At 59.6% G+C, this 16,214-nt stretch carries 21 protein-coding genes; all 21 read right to left on the bottom strand.

The window, feature by feature from the left end; translation table 11 throughout:
• Positions 1-62 precede the first annotated feature (62 nt).
• The 21 genes from rsmA to MITSMUL_RS06295 all read right to left on the bottom strand — a co-directional run bounded on the left by rsmA (position 63) and on the right by MITSMUL_RS06295 (position 16,182).
• Positions 63-941, bottom strand: a complete 879-nt coding sequence (rsmA, locus tag MITSMUL_RS06390; protein WP_005841049.1) for a 16S rRNA (adenine(1518)-N(6)/adenine(1519)-N(6))-dimethyltransferase RsmA — start codon at positions 939-941, stop codon at positions 63-65.
• Positions 934-1,500 (bottom strand): ribonuclease M5, encoded by a 567-nt coding sequence (rnmV, locus tag MITSMUL_RS06385; RefSeq protein ID WP_005841047.1) that lies wholly within the window; start codon positions 1,498-1,500, stop codon positions 934-936. Before rnmV ends, rsmA begins: the two co-directional genes overlap by 8 nt.
• Positions 1,497-2,249, bottom strand: coding sequence for a dTMP kinase (locus MITSMUL_RS06380; protein ID WP_005841045.1), 753 nt, complete (start codon positions 2,247-2,249; stop codon positions 1,497-1,499). The genes rnmV and MITSMUL_RS06380 overlap by 4 nt, the downstream gene beginning before the upstream one ends.
• Before the next feature lie 5 nt (positions 2,250-2,254).
• Entirely contained in the window at positions 2,255-3,772 is a 1,518-nt protein-coding gene (locus MITSMUL_RS06375; protein ID WP_005841043.1) for an aminotransferase class I/II-fold pyridoxal phosphate-dependent enzyme, read from the bottom strand.
• A gap of 87 nt (positions 3,773-3,859) precedes the next feature.
• Positions 3,860-4,048 (bottom strand): hypothetical protein, encoded by a 189-nt coding sequence (locus MITSMUL_RS12740; RefSeq protein WP_005841041.1) that lies wholly within the window; start codon positions 4,046-4,048, stop codon positions 3,860-3,862.
• On the bottom strand, positions 4,045-4,500 hold the full coding sequence (locus tag MITSMUL_RS06370; RefSeq protein ID WP_005841039.1) for a nitrous oxide-stimulated promoter family protein: 456 nt from the start codon (positions 4,498-4,500) through the stop codon (positions 4,045-4,047). The genes MITSMUL_RS12740 and MITSMUL_RS06370 overlap by 4 nt, the downstream gene beginning before the upstream one ends.
• Before the next feature lie 82 nt (positions 4,501-4,582).
• Complete coding sequence (locus MITSMUL_RS06365) at positions 4,583-5,347, bottom strand: TSUP family transporter (protein ID WP_005841038.1); 765 nt, start codon at positions 5,345-5,347, stop codon at positions 4,583-4,585.
• Positions 5,348-5,459: 112 nt separating this feature from the next.
• The gene (atpC, locus tag MITSMUL_RS06360; protein ID WP_005841036.1) at positions 5,460-5,894 is read right to left on the bottom strand and encodes an ATP synthase F1 subunit epsilon; all 435 of its coding nucleotides are present in this window, start codon (positions 5,892-5,894) and stop codon (positions 5,460-5,462) included.
• Positions 5,895-5,897: 3 nt separating this feature from the next.
• On the bottom strand, positions 5,898-7,310 hold the full coding sequence (gene atpD / locus MITSMUL_RS06355; RefSeq protein ID WP_005841034.1) for a F0F1 ATP synthase subunit beta: 1,413 nt from the start codon (positions 7,308-7,310) through the stop codon (positions 5,898-5,900).
• A gap of 22 nt (positions 7,311-7,332) precedes the next feature.
• The gene (gene atpG, locus MITSMUL_RS06350; RefSeq protein ID WP_005841032.1) at positions 7,333-8,190 is read right to left on the bottom strand and encodes an ATP synthase F1 subunit gamma; all 858 of its coding nucleotides are present in this window, start codon (positions 8,188-8,190) and stop codon (positions 7,333-7,335) included.
• Positions 8,191-8,206: 16 nt separating this feature from the next.
• Positions 8,207-9,724 carry a F0F1 ATP synthase subunit alpha gene (gene atpA / locus MITSMUL_RS06345; protein WP_005841031.1) on the bottom strand — a complete coding sequence of 506 codons (1,518 nt, stop codon included), beginning with the start codon at positions 9,722-9,724 and terminating at the stop codon, positions 8,207-8,209.
• A 24-nt stretch (positions 9,725-9,748) separates the two neighbouring features.
• A complete protein-coding gene (gene atpH, locus MITSMUL_RS06340; RefSeq protein ID WP_005841029.1) occupies positions 9,749-10,291 on the bottom strand; it encodes an ATP synthase F1 subunit delta in 543 nt (180 codons plus the stop codon).
• On the bottom strand, positions 10,285-10,788 hold the full coding sequence (atpF, locus tag MITSMUL_RS06335; protein ID WP_005841028.1) for a F0F1 ATP synthase subunit B: 504 nt from the start codon (positions 10,786-10,788) through the stop codon (positions 10,285-10,287). Before atpF ends, atpH begins: the two co-directional genes overlap by 7 nt.
• 39 nt (positions 10,789-10,827) lie before the next feature.
• Positions 10,828-11,079 carry a F0F1 ATP synthase subunit C gene (gene atpE, locus MITSMUL_RS06330; RefSeq protein ID WP_005841026.1) on the bottom strand — a complete coding sequence of 84 codons (252 nt, stop codon included), beginning with the start codon at positions 11,077-11,079 and terminating at the stop codon, positions 10,828-10,830.
• Positions 11,080-11,157: 78 nt separating this feature from the next.
• Positions 11,158-11,835 carry a F0F1 ATP synthase subunit A gene (gene atpB, locus MITSMUL_RS06325; protein WP_005841024.1) on the bottom strand — a complete coding sequence of 226 codons (678 nt, stop codon included), beginning with the start codon at positions 11,833-11,835 and terminating at the stop codon, positions 11,158-11,160.
• A gap of 32 nt (positions 11,836-11,867) precedes the next feature.
• Positions 11,868-12,239 carry a hypothetical protein gene (locus MITSMUL_RS06320; RefSeq protein ID WP_040635632.1) on the bottom strand — a complete coding sequence of 124 codons (372 nt, stop codon included), beginning with the start codon at positions 12,237-12,239 and terminating at the stop codon, positions 11,868-11,870.
• Between the two features lie 321 nt (positions 12,240-12,560).
• The gene (locus MITSMUL_RS06315; protein WP_005841018.1) at positions 12,561-12,821 is read right to left on the bottom strand and encodes an AtpZ/AtpI family protein; all 261 of its coding nucleotides are present in this window, start codon (positions 12,819-12,821) and stop codon (positions 12,561-12,563) included.
• Between the two features lie 146 nt (positions 12,822-12,967).
• Entirely contained in the window at positions 12,968-14,104 is a 1,137-nt protein-coding gene (gene wecB, locus MITSMUL_RS06310) for a non-hydrolyzing UDP-N-acetylglucosamine 2-epimerase (RefSeq protein ID WP_040635952.1), read from the bottom strand.
• Between the two features lie 36 nt (positions 14,105-14,140).
• Complete coding sequence (locus MITSMUL_RS06305) at positions 14,141-15,193, bottom strand: MraY family glycosyltransferase (RefSeq protein WP_040635631.1); 1,053 nt, start codon at positions 15,191-15,193, stop codon at positions 14,141-14,143.
• A gap of 121 nt (positions 15,194-15,314) precedes the next feature.
• Positions 15,315-15,776 (bottom strand): deoxycytidylate deaminase, encoded by a 462-nt coding sequence (locus MITSMUL_RS06300; protein ID WP_005841012.1) that lies wholly within the window; start codon positions 15,774-15,776, stop codon positions 15,315-15,317.
• Positions 15,769-16,182 carry a RuvC family protein gene (locus MITSMUL_RS06295; RefSeq protein WP_005841011.1) on the bottom strand — a complete coding sequence of 138 codons (414 nt, stop codon included), beginning with the start codon at positions 16,180-16,182 and terminating at the stop codon, positions 15,769-15,771. Before MITSMUL_RS06295 ends, MITSMUL_RS06300 begins: the two co-directional genes overlap by 8 nt.
• Positions 16,183-16,214: the final 32 nt, after the last annotated feature.

Raw genomic sequence — 16,214 nt, 5'->3', positions numbered from 1 at the left:
TATATGTTTTGCGGATCGATACAGACATATTCTATAACAAGATTGTCATAGTAGCAAATACTTTATGCATTTTCCTCTGCGGCAAAGGCATCGGCGAGGCGGCCGAATTCCTCGAGCGTCAACGTCTCGCCGCGGCGCGTCGGGTCGATGCCCGACTGCTCGAGCGCATCGCGCACGGCTTCCTTCGAGAAGCCGCCGCCCTTCAGGGCGTTCATGAGCGTCTTGCGGCGCTGCCCGAAGGCGGCCTTGACGACGCGGAAGAAGAGCTTCTCGTCCTGCACGGCCACGGCCGGCTCCTTGCGCACGCGGCACGAGACAACGACGCTCATGACCTCCGGCGCCGGGATGAAGGAGCGCGGCGGCACGTCGAGCACGATCTGAGGCTCCGTGTAGTACTGGACCGCCACGGAGAGCGCGCCGTAGATGCGCGAGCCCGGCTTGGCCGTCATGCGCTCCGCCACTTCCCTCTGCACCATCGTGACCATGTGCGTGATGGGCAGGCGGCGCTCCAAGAGCGTCATGAGAATCGGCGTCGTGATGTAGTACGGCAGGTTGGCCGCAACCTTGAACGGCGCATCCCCCATGATCTCGGGGATGTTGACCTTGAGGATGTCGCCCGGCACGATGCGCACGTTGTCGTAGGCCTTGAGTGTCTCCTTGAGCACGGTCGGCAGCTTCTTGTCGAGCTCGACGGCCGTGACGTCGGCGCCGGCCTCTGCGAGGCCCTGCGTCAGCGTGCCGATGCCCGGCCCGATCTCGAGCACGCGGTCGCCCGGCTCAATCTCGGCCGCCTCGACGATGCCCTGCACGATGCGCGCATCGATGAGGAAGTTCTGACCGAGCTTCTTGCTCATGCGCAGGCCGAATGCCTTGAGGATGTGCAGCGTGACCTCGCGGCTCGCAATCTTCGGCTGCAGTACTTTCTCGTCTTCTTTATTCATGACTTTCCTCCTGCTCTCTGTCCTCGCGCTCTATCTCCTCGATGGCGCGGTCAAATTCCTCTCTCGTGACGCCGTAGTGATTGAGGCGCGTCAAGAACGTCTTGGCGTTGGCAAAGCCGAGCCCGAGCTTCTCGCCGAGGCGCGCGCGGCGCGCCGAAGCATCCACAGCGCCCGAGAGGCCGTGGAGGATGAGGTCGGCACCCGTGAAGATCTTCTTCGGCTCCCAGTCCAGCGTGCGGACTTTCGCGAGCGCCTTGCGGATGGCATCGGGCTTTGCCTGCTCGATACCAATGTCGTCGTTGGCCGTCGCCTCCTCGACGGGCACGAACGCGTGCTTGGCCTCGGGGAAGCGCCGCGAGAGGTACTTGCGGATGCGCTCGCCGGCCGAGTCCGGATCTGTCATGATGATGATGCCGCGCTTCTTGTAGGCCTGCTCGATGTTCTTGAGCGCCTGCGGCTTGAGGTTGAATCCCTCCGTGATGATGCAGTCGGCCTCGACTGCCTTGTCGATGGCGACGACGTCCATCTTGCCCTCGACCACCAAAACTTCCTTGATCATATCGTTCCCTTCTCAAAGCCCTGCTGGGGCTTCGCTTCTTTTCTGTCCTGTCCTTCCTGTCCTTTCGGCACGCCTTCGAGCAGCGGTCGGACGGCCGCGTAGACATCGGCATAGATGGCCGCGACGGAGCGCGGCTCGCCATTCTCGCTGCACGCGACGCGCGTCCAGCCGTACTTCGCGGCCAGTTCTTCGTAGGCCGCATGGCAGCGGTGCAGATATGCCCTGTCGCGCTCGTGGATGTCCTTCTCCTGCGCCGTTTCTTCGGCCCGCGCCGCAATCAGGCGGTCGGCCACCTCGGGGTCCATGTCGAGGAAGACGACCTTGTCGGGCACGGGCAGGCCGAGCTTGTGGAACTCAAAGTCCCAGAGCCAGTCGAGGAACGCCTCGCGCTCCTTCCGGTCGGTCAGCTTGACGGCCTGATGCACCATATTCGAGGTCGTGTAGCGGTCGGCGAGGATGATCGCGCCCGCCTCGTACGCCTTCTTCCACTTCATGCGGTACGAGGCGTAGCGGTCGACCGCGAAGAACGTCGAAGCTGCGTAGGCGTTGACGTCCTCTGCATGGCCGCCGAAGTCGCCGCGCAGGTACATGCGCACGAGCATCGAGGAGTCCGCCGCATAGTCGGGGAACTCGATGCGGTGCACGCGATAGCCCTCGCGGCAGAGGTGGTCGTAGAGCGCCTTCGTCTGCGTCGCCTTGCCCGAGCCGTCGCCCGCTTCGATGATGATGAGTTTTCCCTTTCGTTCCATCTACTTCACTGCTCCCCTCTTCCGACGACCTGCAGTTCCGTAAGCGATGCGTCGCGCGGACCGACGACCTTGAGGCCGAGCGACTGCATCGCGCGGATGTAGTGCAGGCTCGCCGCATCGATGATATCGCCGGGGCAGAGGATCGGGATGCCCGGCGGGTAGAACATGACCTGCTCGGCCGCGATACGCCCCTCCGCCTCGCCAAACGGCACGCTGCACTTCGGCGCGAAGAACGCCTCGCGCGGCGTCATGCCCTGCGCGGGCACGGCGGGCAGCTCTGCCGCCACAGCACTGGCCGCAACTGTCGCGCGACGGTGGTCACGCGCGAGTCCCTGCAGTGCCGCCAGCAGGTAGTCCGCCTGCTCTTTCCCATCCGCGTACGAGAGGATGAAGAGCAGGTTGCGCGCATCGGAGAGCTCGCACTGGACCTTGTACTCGTGGCGCAGGATGGATTCGGCCTCGACGCCGCTGAGGCCGAGGCCCGTGACCTGCACCGTGATCTTCGTCGTATCGAGCCCCGTCGCGCCGGGATAGTCCGTGTACTCCAGGCCAAACGACCAGAGCCCATCAATCTCGTTGATGGCGCAGCGCAGCTTCTCTGCAAGACGCACAGCGCTGCCGACCGTCTCGCGGCCATCCTCTGCCATCTGCAGCCGCGCGATATCGAGCGAGGCTAAGAGCAGCTGGTTCGGGCTCGTCGACTGCAGGAGGCTCGCGGCCTCGCGCACGCGCTCCCTGCTGACGCGCGGTCCGCTAGTAAGCAGCATCGAGGCCTGCGTCATCGCGCCGAGGATCTTATGCGTGCTCTGCGCGGCCATGTCGGCGCCGCAGTCGATGGCCTGCGGCGGCAGATCGTCCGAGAAGCGCAGGTGCGGGCCGTGCGCCTCGTCGACGAGCAGCAGCATGCCGTGCGCATGGACGAGCTTCGCGATTGCTTCCAAGCCGTACGTCACGCCGTAGTATGTCGGGTAGACGCAGACGAGCGCCTTCGCCTCGGGATGCAAAGCGATAGCACTGCGGACCGTCTCCTCAGTCAAGCCCATCGCGATGCCGAGGCGCTCGTCGATCTCTGGCTGCAGGAAGACGGGCCGCGCGCCCGCGAGGATGATGCCGCCGATGACCGAGCGGTGCGCATTGCGCGGCACGAGGACGGTGTCGCCGGGCGCTAAAGCGCCCATGAGCATCGTGTGGATGGCCCCCGTCGTGCCATTGATCATGAAGAAGGCCTGGTCCGCGCCGTAGAGCGCGGCCGCCATCTCCTGCGCCTCCTTGATGCACATCGTCGGCTCGTGCAGGTCATCGAGCTCCTCCATCAGGGAGACCTCCTCGCGCAGTCCCTCTTCCGTCACGAGCGCCTTCAAGAGCGGATGCGCGCCAAGCCCCTGCTTGTGCCCCGGCGTGTGGTAGGCCCTCGCGCCATCCGCCGCATACGCCTTCATGGCCTCGGCAATCGGCGCCCGAAGCGCCTCATCGTGTCGTTTCTCCACCTCATTCACCCTTCTTCTTTCTGCCAGTCCTGGCATTTATCCACCGTCCCTGTTAAAAATGTGCATAAAAATGTGGATAACTACGCCGAAAAACGCCAAGTTATCCACAGACTGCACGTCTATCTATCGTTTTTGCTGCCGCCGTGCAAAGAGGATGGCCAAAAAGAGAACCACTGCGCCGATGACGATAGCGATGTCGTTCTTGCCGAAGAGGGCCTCAGAGCCGCCTTCCTCTACCTTTGCGCAGAGTGCCAGTCCGACGAGCACGACGACGAGGAGATTCGAGATCTTCCTGAGCATTGACCGGTTCATTTCTTGCCCTTGCGCTCCTTCGCACGTTCCTTCGCAGCCTTCTCCTTCGCCTTGACCTTGTCATCAAGCTTCTTCTGCTGCTGATACTTCGCGTAGTCGACGCCCATGCTCGCCAGCTTGTGCTTGACGCTCATCATCGGATGGCGCAGGAACATGCGCTTGCTCGTCGAGTCCATGATCTTGAGGAACTCCTGCGTCTGCTTCGCGCCGAAGCACGGGCGCTCGCAGCGGTCGCAGATCGGCTTCGTGATGCCGTACGGGCAGCGGTCCATCTTCGTCATGACTGTCGCTAAAAGCGCCGTGCACTTCGGGCAGAGCTTATTGCCCGAAGTGCCATGATGGCTGTGGCAGTAGATGCCGAACCGCTTGCGGATATCGGCCTTTTCCTTCGGGATGTTATTCTTGATCTCTACCGGTTTCTTCTTCGGCAGGAAACGCGAGAAAATACTCATGTCAATCACCCTTCACTGTGGTTTCTAAAGATAAATACTACTCTATTGTAAGGTCAACGGCAAAGAAAAGCAAGCGCCGCGCTCACTTGAAAAACTCGAAGAGCTGCTTGCCGATGAGCACCGTCGTCATGATGATGAAGAGCGGGCGCACGTAGCCTGCGCCCTTCGAGAGCGCCACGTGCGCGCCGCACCAGGCACCGACAATCATCGCGAGGCCCATCGGGATGGCGTGCGCAAAGTCGACGATGCCGAAGTAGCTGAAGAGCACGGCCGCCGCGATGTTGCTCGCGAAGTTCAGCGCGCGCGCATTGGCCGCCGCGCCGAGGAAGTCGAAGCCGACCATCAGGAAGGCAAAGAGCAGGAAAGAGCCCGTACCCGGTCCGAAGAAGCCATCGTAGAAACCGAAGGTGAACGCCACAACCCCTGAGAGCACGAGCAGCCGCGTGCTCATGCCCTGATACGTCGACTCGCGGCCCCAGTCCTTCTTGCAGATGCTGTAGATCAGTACGAGGATCAGCATGACGACGACGAGCGGCCGCAGGAATTCCGACGGGATCTGGCGCACGGCCAGCACGCCGACGGCCGATCCCACGAGCGAAATCGGGAAGAGCCGGCGGATGAGCCAGCCGTCGACCTTGCCGGAGCGCACGAACGTCACGAAGCTCGTGAACGCGCCCATGACGGCCGCGACCTTGTTGGTGCCGAGCACCGTGAGGGGCGGCAGGCCCGTCCACATCAGCGCCGGGATCGCGATGAGCCCGCCGCCGCCGACGACCGAGTCGATGAAGGCCGCCATGAAGCCGAAGAACACGAGGAAGCCAAGCGTATTGATATCCAATAATTCCATAAAAATTTAACGCCCTTTCTTGATTGATATCTCTCATTATATCATAAATCAGGACCCAACCGGCAAAAAGAAAAGCCCTGCAGCTGGACTGCAGGACTTACCTTTCCGGTCATTATTCCTCGAACTCCGAGCCGATGGCGCGCAGGCGCGCAATCGAACGGCGCAGCGCCAATTCGGCGCGGTCGATATCGACATCCTTGCCTTCAGGCGTACCCTGATGGAAAGCGGCAATGCGGGCCTTGGCGCGGGCCATAGCTTCCTTCGCGCGGTTGATATCGATGTCGATCGGCTGCTCAGCAGCCGTCGCGAGCACCGTGATCTTCTCCGGCGTGACTTCCATGAAGCCACCCGCGACTGCGATGAGCTGTTCATCGCGGTCGGCACCGAGGCGGATGCGCATGGCATGCGGCACGAGGCCCGCGACGAGCGGTGCGTGGTGCGGCAGGATGCCGAGCTCGCCGCCCGTGGAGCGGACGATCAGCATGCTGATGTCATTCTCGTAGACCACTTTATCCGGTGAGACAATCTCTAGCTTGATAGTCGCCATCGATTATCCCTCCTCTTCTTTGATCTTCCGTGCTTTCTCGACTGCCTCATCGATCGTGCCGACCATGTAGAAGGCATTCTCCGGCAGGTCGTCATACTTGCCCTTGAGGATCTCCTTGAAGCCGCGCACCGTCTCCTTGAGCGGCACGTACTTGCCCGGCGAACCCGTGAACACCTCTGCGACGAAGAACGGCTGCGAGAGGAAACGCTGGATCTTGCGCGCACGCGAGACCGTCAGCTTATCCTCATCGGAGAGCTCTTCCATGCCGAGGATGGCGATGATATCCTGGAGCTCCTTGTACTTCTGCAGCACAGCCTGGACGCCGCGGGCGACCTTGTAGTGCTCCTCGCCGAGGACCTCGGCGTTGAGGATGCGGCTCGTCGAATCGAGCGGGTCGACAGCCGGGTAGATGCCGAGCTCGGCAATCTGGCGCGAGAGGACCGTCGTGGCATCGAGGTGCGTGAACGTACCAGCCGGTGCCGGGTCCGTCAGGTCATCGGCCGGGACATAGACGGCCTGGACCGACGTGATGGAACCATTCTTCGTCGAGGTGATGCGCTCCTGCAGGGCACCGATATCCGTGGACAGCGTCGGCTGATAGCCGACGGCCGATGGCATACGGCCGAGCAGTGCCGATACCTCAGAACCAGCCTGGATGAAGCGGAAAATGTTGTCGATGAAGAGCAGCACGTCCTGATGCTGGACATCGCGGAAGTACTCCGCCATCGTCAGGCCCGTCAGGGCAACGCGCATACGTGCTCCTGGCGGCTCGTTCATCTGGCCGTAGACGAGTGCCGTCTTGTCGATGACGCCCGACTCGGTCATCTCGCCCCAGAGGTCATTGCCCTCACGGGTGCGCTCGCCGACGCCGGCGAAGACGGAGTAACCGCCGTGCTCCGTCGCGATGTTGTGGATGAGCTCCATGATGAGGACCGTCTTGCCGACGCCTGCGCCGCCGAAGAGGCCCGTCTTGCCGCCCTTGGAGTACGGAGCGATGAGGTCAACGACCTTGATGCCCGTCTCGAGGACCTGTGCGCTCGTCTCCTGCTCGTCGAACTTCGGAGCCGGGCGATGGATTGGCCAGAACTCCTTGTTGCCGACAGGAGCCGGGTTGTGGTCAACCGTCTGACCGAGTACGTTGAAGACGCGGCCGAGGCACTCCGTGCCGACCGGGACCATGATCGGGTTGCCCGTGTCGACTGCTTCCATGCCGCGCGTCAGACCGTCCGTCGAGCTCATGGCGATGCAGCGCGTGACGCTGTCGCCAAGATGCTGCATGACCTCGACGACGAGGTCGATGTCAATGCTCGTCTTGCCCTTGATGGTGACGGCATTGAGGATTGCCGGCAGCTCGCCCGCCGGGAATTCAATATCTACGACAGGTCCGATGACCTGTACGACTTTACCTTTTGCCAATGGTAAACCTCCTTATATGCCCTCACTTAAGGGCTTCGGCGCCGCCGACAATCTCAGTGATCTCACGGGTAATGCCAGCCTGACGTACCTTGTTGTAATGCAGATTGAGTTTATCCATGAGGTCTTCTGCGTTGTCCGTCGCGTTGCTCATCGCGTTCATGCGCGAGGAGAGCTCGCTGGCAGCCGACTGCAGAAGCGCTGCGTAAACGACCGTGAAGAGATACTGCGGCAGCATGAAACCGAGCACCGTGGCGGCATCCGGTTCATAGATGTACTCGACGTTCAGATCGTCCTGATCCTCTGCCTTCAGCGGAGCAAACGGCAGCAGTGCCCCCGATTTCGGCTCGCAGCTAATGGCCGAGACAAACTTCGTGTAGACCATGACGATCTCGCGGTACTCGCCCGTCTTGTAGAGGCGGATGAGCTCGAGTGCGATGTCGCGCGCGTCCTCCGAAGAAGGATGCTCGCTGATGCCGATGAACTCCTTGACGACGTTGTGGCCGCGGGACTTGAAGTGTCCCACGCCCTTGCGGCCGACGATGACGAAATCCGTGTCATTCGCTTTCTCTATGAGGGCTTCTGCCGCCTTGCAGGCATTCGACGAATACGCACCTGCAAGTCCCTTGTCCGAGGTGATCAGGAAGACGAGCTTCTTGCCGTCCTCGTGTTTCTCAAGCAGCGGGTGCGAGAAGTCCGTACCGGCGTTCTTGGCGACGGCGTGGACGACCTCGCTGACCTTCTGCGCATAGGGACGGTTCTCGGTTGCAGCCTCTTTGGCATGGCGCAGACGGCTCGTGGCGACCATGTTCATGGCACTCGTGATCTGCTTGGTACTCTTTACGCTCTTGATGCGATGGCGAATATCCTGTAAACTAGCCAAAAAGAATCACCTCGCCTTACGCCATTTTATACGGTACAGTTTCCTTGAACTCCATGATCGCATTCTTGAGCTCCGTCTCCAGAGCGTCATCGAATTTCTTCTGCTCAATGATCTTCTGTGCGACTTCCGGATGCTGCGTGCGCATGAACTTCAGGAAGTCCGTCTGGAACTCGACGACCTTCTCGACCGGGATATCGACGAGATAGCCCTTGGCGGCCGTGTAGATGACCATGACCTGTTCCTGGACGAGCAGCGGGCTGTACTGCGGCTGCTTCAGCGTCTCGACCATGCGGATACCGCGGTCGAGCTGTGCCTTCGTCTCCTTGTCGAGGTCCGAGGCGAACTGCGAGAACGCTGCGAGCTCGCGGTACTGCGCGAGGTCGAGGCGCAGCGTACCTGCTACCTGCTTCATGGCCTTGATCTGAGCCGAGCCGCCGACACGCGATACGGAGAGGCCGACGTTGATGGCCGGACGGATACCAGAGTAGAAGGAATCCGTCTCGAGCATGATCTGGCCGTCCGTGATGGAGATGACGTTCGTCGGGATGTAGGCCGAGAGGTCACCGGCCTGCGTCTCGATGATTGGCAGGGCCGTAATGGAGCCGCCGCCGAGCTCATCGTTGAGCTTCGCTGCGCGCTCGAGCAGACGGGAATGGAGGTAGAAGACATCGCCCGGATATGCTTCACGTCCTGGCGGTCTACGGAGCAACAGGGACATGGCGCGGTAAGCCGCTGCATGCTTCGTGAGGTCATCGTAGACGCAGAGGCATGCCTTGCCTTGATACATGAAGTGCTCAGCCATCGCAACACCGGCATACGGTGCGAGATACTGCAGCGGTGAGCTGTCAGCAGCCGTAGCGGCTACGACGATCGTGTAGTCCATCGCGCCGCGCTCTTCGAGCGTCTTGACGACGCGCGCAACTGTCGAGGCCTTCTGGCCGATGGCGACATAGACGCAGATGCAGTTCTGGTCGTGCTGGTTGAGGATCGTGTCGATCGCAATGGCCGTCTTGCCGATGCCGCGGTCGCCGATGATGAGCTCACGCTGGCCACGGCCGATTGGTACGAGGGCGTCAATGGCCTTGATGCCTGTCTGCAGCGGCTCCTTGACCGGCTTGCGGTCTGCGATGCCCGGTGCCGGGTACTCGACCGGACGCGTCTCTGTCGTCTCGATCTTGCCCTTGCCGTCAATCGGACGGCCGAGAGCATCGACGACGCGGCCGATCATGGCCTCGCCGACAGGGACCTGCATGATGCGGCCCGTGCGCTTGACCTGCGAGCCCTCTTTGATTTTCGTCTCGCCGCCTAAGATAACGGCACCGACGTTGTCCTGCTCAAGGTTCAGGACCAGACCATAAATATCATTGCCGAAATCGAGCAGCTCGCCCGCCATAGCCTTGTCGAGGCCATGGATGTGCGCGATGCCGTCACCGATCTCGATAACGGAACCAACATCATCAACGTTGAGGTCCACATCATAGTTCTTGATCTGGTCCTTGATGATGGCCGTTATTTCTTCCGGATTCATTTTCATAACTTCGCTGTCACCCCAGTTTCATCACTCATTAGCCAGTAATTTTCTCTTCATCGTCTCGAGACGGCCAGCGACACTGCCATCGATGCGGCGGTCGCCGATCTTGACGACAACACCGCCGATAAGGGACTTGTCCTCGTGGAGGCGGAGCTCCACCTTCTTGCCCGTTATCTGTTCCAGTTTGTCTGCGATGGCCTTCTGCTGCTTCTTTGAAGCGGCAGTGGCAGTCGTCACGTCTGCAATCAGGATGCCTCTGGCTTCATTCGAGAGAGCGCGGTACTCGTCCACTATTGCCGGGAACAGCACGAAACGGTGCTTGTCGACCAGCAGCAACAGGAAGTGGTACACGTCCTTCGAGAGCTCCTTCTTGAAGCATTTCTGCAGGAGCTCCTTCTTGAGCTTCGGATCAACCTGCGGGTTGGAGAAGAACTCGATTGCCTGCGGCACTGACTCGATGCCCTCGCGCGCGGCCTTGAGCTCATCGCCATACTCCACGAGCTTGCCCTCTTCCTGCGCAATCTCGAAGATTGCCTTGGCGTATTTCCGTACAAGCTGTAAGTTTAGCATGGCAGATCACCAATCTTGTCCTTGTCGAGTTCTTTGACGAAATCCGTGATCAATGCTTCGTTCTCGGATTTATCCATGTTCTTAGCAACGATCTTACCGGCAGCTGCCATAGACAGCGTAATCATCTCAGCGCGCAGCTGCTGGACTGCATGCTCGCGCTCGCGCTCGATCTCTGCCTTCGCGGCCTTGCGCATCTGTTCGATCTCGCGCTTGACTTCTGCGCGTTTTGCCTCACGCTCTTCACTTGCACGCTTCTCGGCCATCAAGACGATGTTCTCGGCCTTGACGTTCGCCTCAGCAAGCTTCGCCTTGTACTCGGCCAAGAGCTTGTCGGCCTCCTCAGCATCCGCATCCGCCTTGTCGAGGCTCTCCTGGATGCGGTCCTGACGAGCCTTGAGCATCCGGACGACCGGCTTATAGGCAAATGCGCGAAGGATACCAGCCAAGATCAAGAAGTTCAAGATCTGAGCGATCAATGTGGCATTGATATCTATCAATTGCTATGCCCCCCTTTTACGTTCTTCATCAAAATGGAATTATTTGATGAGCGGGTTCGCATAGAGCATGATCAGAGCAACGACCGTTGCGATGATCGCCATGGACTCGATGAGGCCGACGGAAATCAGCGTGTTCGTGAAGAGCTTGCTCTGTGCTTCTGGCTGACGCGTGATACCCTCGATGAAGCGGCTCGTGACAAGACCATCACCGAGGCCAGCGCCGATGGCAGCCAAACCCATGCAAAGACCTGCACCGACGAGAGCTGCTGCGACCATGATTGCGTTTTCCATGAAAAGATCCTCCTTGAATTCAGAAACAGAATCAATAACGTTTTCCTAAAAGTTTTTCCTACACCATTGCGACAGTCATCACGACTCTTCTTCGTCTTCCTTGACCGCGTTGGCAAGATATGCCATCGACAGCATCGTGAAGATGAACGCCTGGACTCCGCCGACAAAGATACTGAATGCCAGCCAGAGAACTGACGGGATCGGCATCCAGATCGGCATCAGCTTGAGCAGGATGATGATCAGGATCTCACCTGCCAGGATGTTGCCGAATAGACGGAACGACAGCGTGATTGGCTTGGCGATTTCTTCGATCGCGTTGATGATGACAAATACCGGCGTCGGCTTGAAGAAATGCGCGATATAATGACCGCCTTTCATATGGACACCGAGTACATGTACCAGTACGACGACGAGCAGCGCCAGCCCTAAGGTGGTGTTCAAGTCATTCGTCGGTGAAGACAACGTAGGGATGAGTCCCAGCCAGTTCGACGTCAGCAGGAACATGAACAGCGACATGATGAACGGCGCAAGGAACAGTCCCCGCTTGCCCATCATGGAGCTCACCTGTGTATCGAGCCACGAGACGAGGATCTCCACCACATTCTGCCAGCCCGTCGGGATCATTTTGAGATTCCGCGTGGCCAACCATGAGATCAGGATGACGATCGCCATCGTGAGCCAAGTCATGCACAGGGTCTCCCAGTTGAATGTGAGACCGGCGAAATGCACTACTTCGCGAACACCAATTTCATGCATAACCTATACCTCCCTCCTAGGTAAAACCCCAATTATTTTTTACCGAGGTTCATGTGGATGAACAGAAACAGGGCCATCCCGTAGCAGACGAGGAAGCCGAGCGCCGTGACGAGGAATACCGGGACGGAGATCGTCACGGCGACGAGCAGTACGAGAAAGAGCACAAGCATCCGGAGAGCCATGCCCCAGAGCATCTGCCGCTTGCCGCCGTCCTGCACATACGTCAGGCGCCAGAGGCGCCAGGCCATGTTCCAGACAAACACCAGCGCCGCGAGATATCCCAAGAGCAGCGCGCCGATGAGCATCCCCTCTCCTCTCGCGAAGAGCAGGCTGCCGATCATCAGCGTCGCGAGCGCAAGGGCAATCGCAAGGCGCTTCATGAAGACCGATAAAATTTGTTTCATATTCCTCCTCTGACGACGGCGGGCGCCGTCTTTGATGAATATCATAGTGATGAACGGGAAGTCATAGCTTCCCACTTCTCTTAGTTCGACATCTGCCATGGGATTCCTGCTATTCCAGAGACCCAAACGGTAAAAACATCTATTTTCACTATCATGGCAAACGTTATCCATAAGAGAGATTTATACTGCGATAAATCATTTGTATTGTTTCCTATTGATTCATCGCAATGACTATTATATGCGATAGCAGATGAGATAGCAAGCTTTTTTTCATCAAACAAAAAAGTCGTATAATTGTGACGTGTCAGACGAGAAAACAGATCAGACAATCCCGTTGTGCTTGAGTTGCCGGAACAGCGTGTAGAACGCGCCGGGGAAACCGATGAGGATGCCTGTGAGCTTGCCGAAAGAGCCTCCTCCGAGCAGGTAGGTATCCGCCAGACTCCCGAGAAACAGGCAGATGCCGACGAATACAGCGAGGTAGATGCCGACGCCGCTGAGGACGGCAAAGGCCTTGACAGCCTGCCGCAGCCCCGTGCGCAGCATCTCATGCTGCGCATCTTTGTCCTTCTTCTGGTCCATTTGACTCCTCCTTTTATTTTATCCTGCACCTTGCAGATTCGATAAAAACCGACAAGAAACCATAAAATAATCACATTGTCTGCCTAAACAGGATTTATGATGTGCATGCACTAAAAAAGCTCTCCCATCTGGGAGAGCTTTTGATCTTAGCCTTCAAAGACGTCCGGACGCCCGTCGGCCAGGCCGTAGTGGTAGAGGATGGCCTGGATGATGCGTGCGGCGGCCTTGCCGTCGCCGTACGGGTTGACCGACTCGGCCATGCGGCTGTACTCCGCCTTGTCTGTCAGGAGCTTCTTCGCCTCTTCGTAGACGCGCTCGCGGTCCGTGCCGATGAGCTTGACCGTGCCGGCATCGACAGCCTCAGGGCGCTCCGTCGTGTCGCGCAGCACGAGGACCGGCTTGCCGAGCGCCGGCGCCTCTTCCTGGACGCCGCCCGAATCCGTGAGGATCAGGTAGGCCCGATGCATGAGGTTGGCAAACGGCTCGTAGTCGAGCGGGTCGATGAGGTGGACTTTCGCCAGTCCGCCGAGCTCTTCGTTGACGACCTCGCGGACCTTCGGATTCTTGTGGACCGGGAAGACGACCTCGACGTCGTCAAACTCCTCCGTCAGCTGCTTGAGCGCCTTGTAGACGTGGCGCATCGGCTCGCCGAGGTTCTCGCGACGGTGCGTCGTGACGAGGATGATGCGCTTATTGGCAAAATCAACGTCCTTGAGGGAATTCTCCTGGAAGTCGAAGTCATCGCGGACCGTGTGGTGCAGTGCATCGATGACCGTGTTGCCCGTGACGAAGATGGATTCCGGCGGGACGTTCTCCGCGAGCAGGTTGGCCTCCGATGTGCTCGTCGGCGCAAAGTTGAGGTCAGCGATGCAACCCGTCAGGCGGCGGTTCATCTCCTCGGGGAACGGCGAGTACTTGTTGTGCGTGCGCAGGCCCGCCTCGACGTGCCCGACGGCCGTCTGATGGTAATAGGCAGCCAGTGCGCCGGCAAACGTCGTCGTCGTGTCGCCATGGACGAGCACGATGTCCGGCTTCTCCTCCGTCAGGACCTTGTCGAGTCCCATCATGGCTCTCGTCGTGATGTCGAAGAGCGTCTGGCCGGCGGCCATGATGTTGAGATCATGATCCGGCTTGATATGGAAGAGATTGAGTACCTGATCGAGCATCTCGCGATGCTGTGCCGTAACGGCCACGACCGGCACGATCGTATCCGGATGCTTCTGGAGCTCGAGCACGATTGGTGCCATCTTGATTGCCTCCGGGCGCGTGCCGAAGACCGTCATGACCTTGATCTTCTTCTGTTCCACTGCAAGACCTCCTTAATGCTGGTGTGCAGAATCCTTCATATGGAAAATCCCGAGTTTCTTGGCGCCAAAGAGCACGACGGCCACGACGACGCAGACGATCGCGACGGCGATCTGGGTGCTGACTTCCGTCAGGGCCACGGCGCTGAGGCCGAGAAGCGCGCTGATGACGTACATCAGCAGCACGGCCTGGCGCTGCGAGAAACCGAGATCGAGCAGGCGGTGATGAAGATGTCCCTTATCCGGCTTGAAGATTGGCACGCCGCCGCGGTAGCGGCGCACGATGGCGAAGGTCGTGTCGAGGATTGGCAGGCCGAGTGCGAGGATCGGCACGATCAGCGCAATCGTCGCAGCGCTCTTGACGGCGCCGATGACCGAGATGCCCGCGAGCATGAAGCCGAGGAACTGGCTGCCCGAGTCGCCCATGAAGATCTTGGCCGGGTTGAAGTTGTAGTAGAGAAAGCCGAAGGCTGCGCCTGCGAGGGCAGCCGTCAGCACGGCGACGAGGATGATGCCCTGCTGCAGGGCCACGAGGAAGATCGTGATGGACGCGATCGTCGAGACGCCTGCGGCAAGGCCGTCAAGGCCGTCGATGAGGTTGACCGTGTTCGTCAGGCCGACGAGCCAGAAGATCGTCGCCGGAATGGCGAGGAACTCGAGGTAGATGTAGTCGCCGAACGGGTCCGTGATGAAGTCGATGCGGACATCAAAGGCAAAGACGAGCACACAGGCCGCGATGATCTGGCCCAGGAGTTTCACCTTGGCCGGCAGATTGACGTAGTCGTCGATGAGGCCGACGATGAAGATGATCGAGCCGCTGACCAAGAGGCCGATGATCTCGTAGAGGACCTCCGGCGAGACCTCGGTGAAGGCCAGGACGCTGAGGATTGCCACCATGAAAGCGAGATAGATGCCAATGCCGCCAATGCGCGGAATCGGCTTCTTGTGGACCTTTCTCGCATCCGGGGCATCCATTGCCCCCGTTTTCCCCGCAAGGCAGATGACACCAGGCGTCAACAGCAGTGCCACACCGGCAGCAATGATGAACGCCAACATATAGACTGGCATACAAGCGCACTCCTTTTTCTCGAATACACAGCTGCACTCCTGCAATGCGACAGGCATCCAGAGTGCAATCCATTATAACAAACCTATTTTAACGCAAGGGCCTGAGCCTGTCAATCATTTGTCAGTCGTGGATCTCGTCGGGGCGGCAGCTCACGATGCTGCCATCCGTCTCGTAGTAGACGACCTTGGCGAGCTTGGCATTGCGCAACATGCGGCGGCAGAGCAGGCACGGCTTGCCCGATGCGAGGCTGCCGTCAGCGTTGACGCCGACGATGTAGATCGTCGCGCCCTCCATCGCGGCGGAGTCGGCGTTGATGATGGCGTTCTGCTCGGCATGGACAGCCACGCAGAGCTCGTAATTCTGCCCCTTCGGCACGTGGAGGCGCTCGCGCTCACAGTTGCCCGTGTCGATGCAGTTGGCCTCGCCGCGCGGCGCGCCGTTGTAGCCCGTGCTGATGATGATCTTGTCCTTGACGATGATGGCACCGTAGCGGCGGCGCAGGCAGGTCGCGCGGCGGCCGACAGCCTTGGCGATGTCGAGGAAGTATTCCGTCCAGTCGGGACGATGCTGTTTTTCATTCATGATGGTTCTCCTTTATATAACGCGATGCGAGGATGACGGCGACAAAGTCGTCGACGGGCTCCGGCGGGACCTGCATGGTCACCGGCAGCAGGCGGCGCCAGCCGCGCGGCGGCTTTGCTTTCCAGTACGCCTTCTTGGCGAGGTCCGTCGTCCGATACTCGTCGACCACCTCGATGCATAGGTCCGGCAAAGCCTTTTGCAGGCGGGCACGCGCCTCGCGGCTCGTCGTGCCATTGCCCTCGACGAGCACAGCGAAACCGTGCTCCTCCCGTGCTGCTCGGACTTCCTGCTCAAGCTGCGCCGTCTCGATGACGCGCTGCATAAGCACCTTGCCGTCCTCTCTGAGCACGGCGAAGCCGCACTTCTCGCGGCCGGGATCGAGTGCAGCAATCCGTTCCATAACCATTTCCCTTCTCTTCTTCTAAAATCTAAAATCCT

The organism is Mitsuokella multacida DSM 20544 (assembly GCF_000155955.1).
GTDB classification, from domain to species: Bacteria; Bacillota; Negativicutes; order Selenomonadales; family Selenomonadaceae; genus Mitsuokella; species Mitsuokella multacida.
Note: the sequence above shows the minus strand (reverse complement) of the source record. Positions and strands in the feature narration are given on the sequence as shown.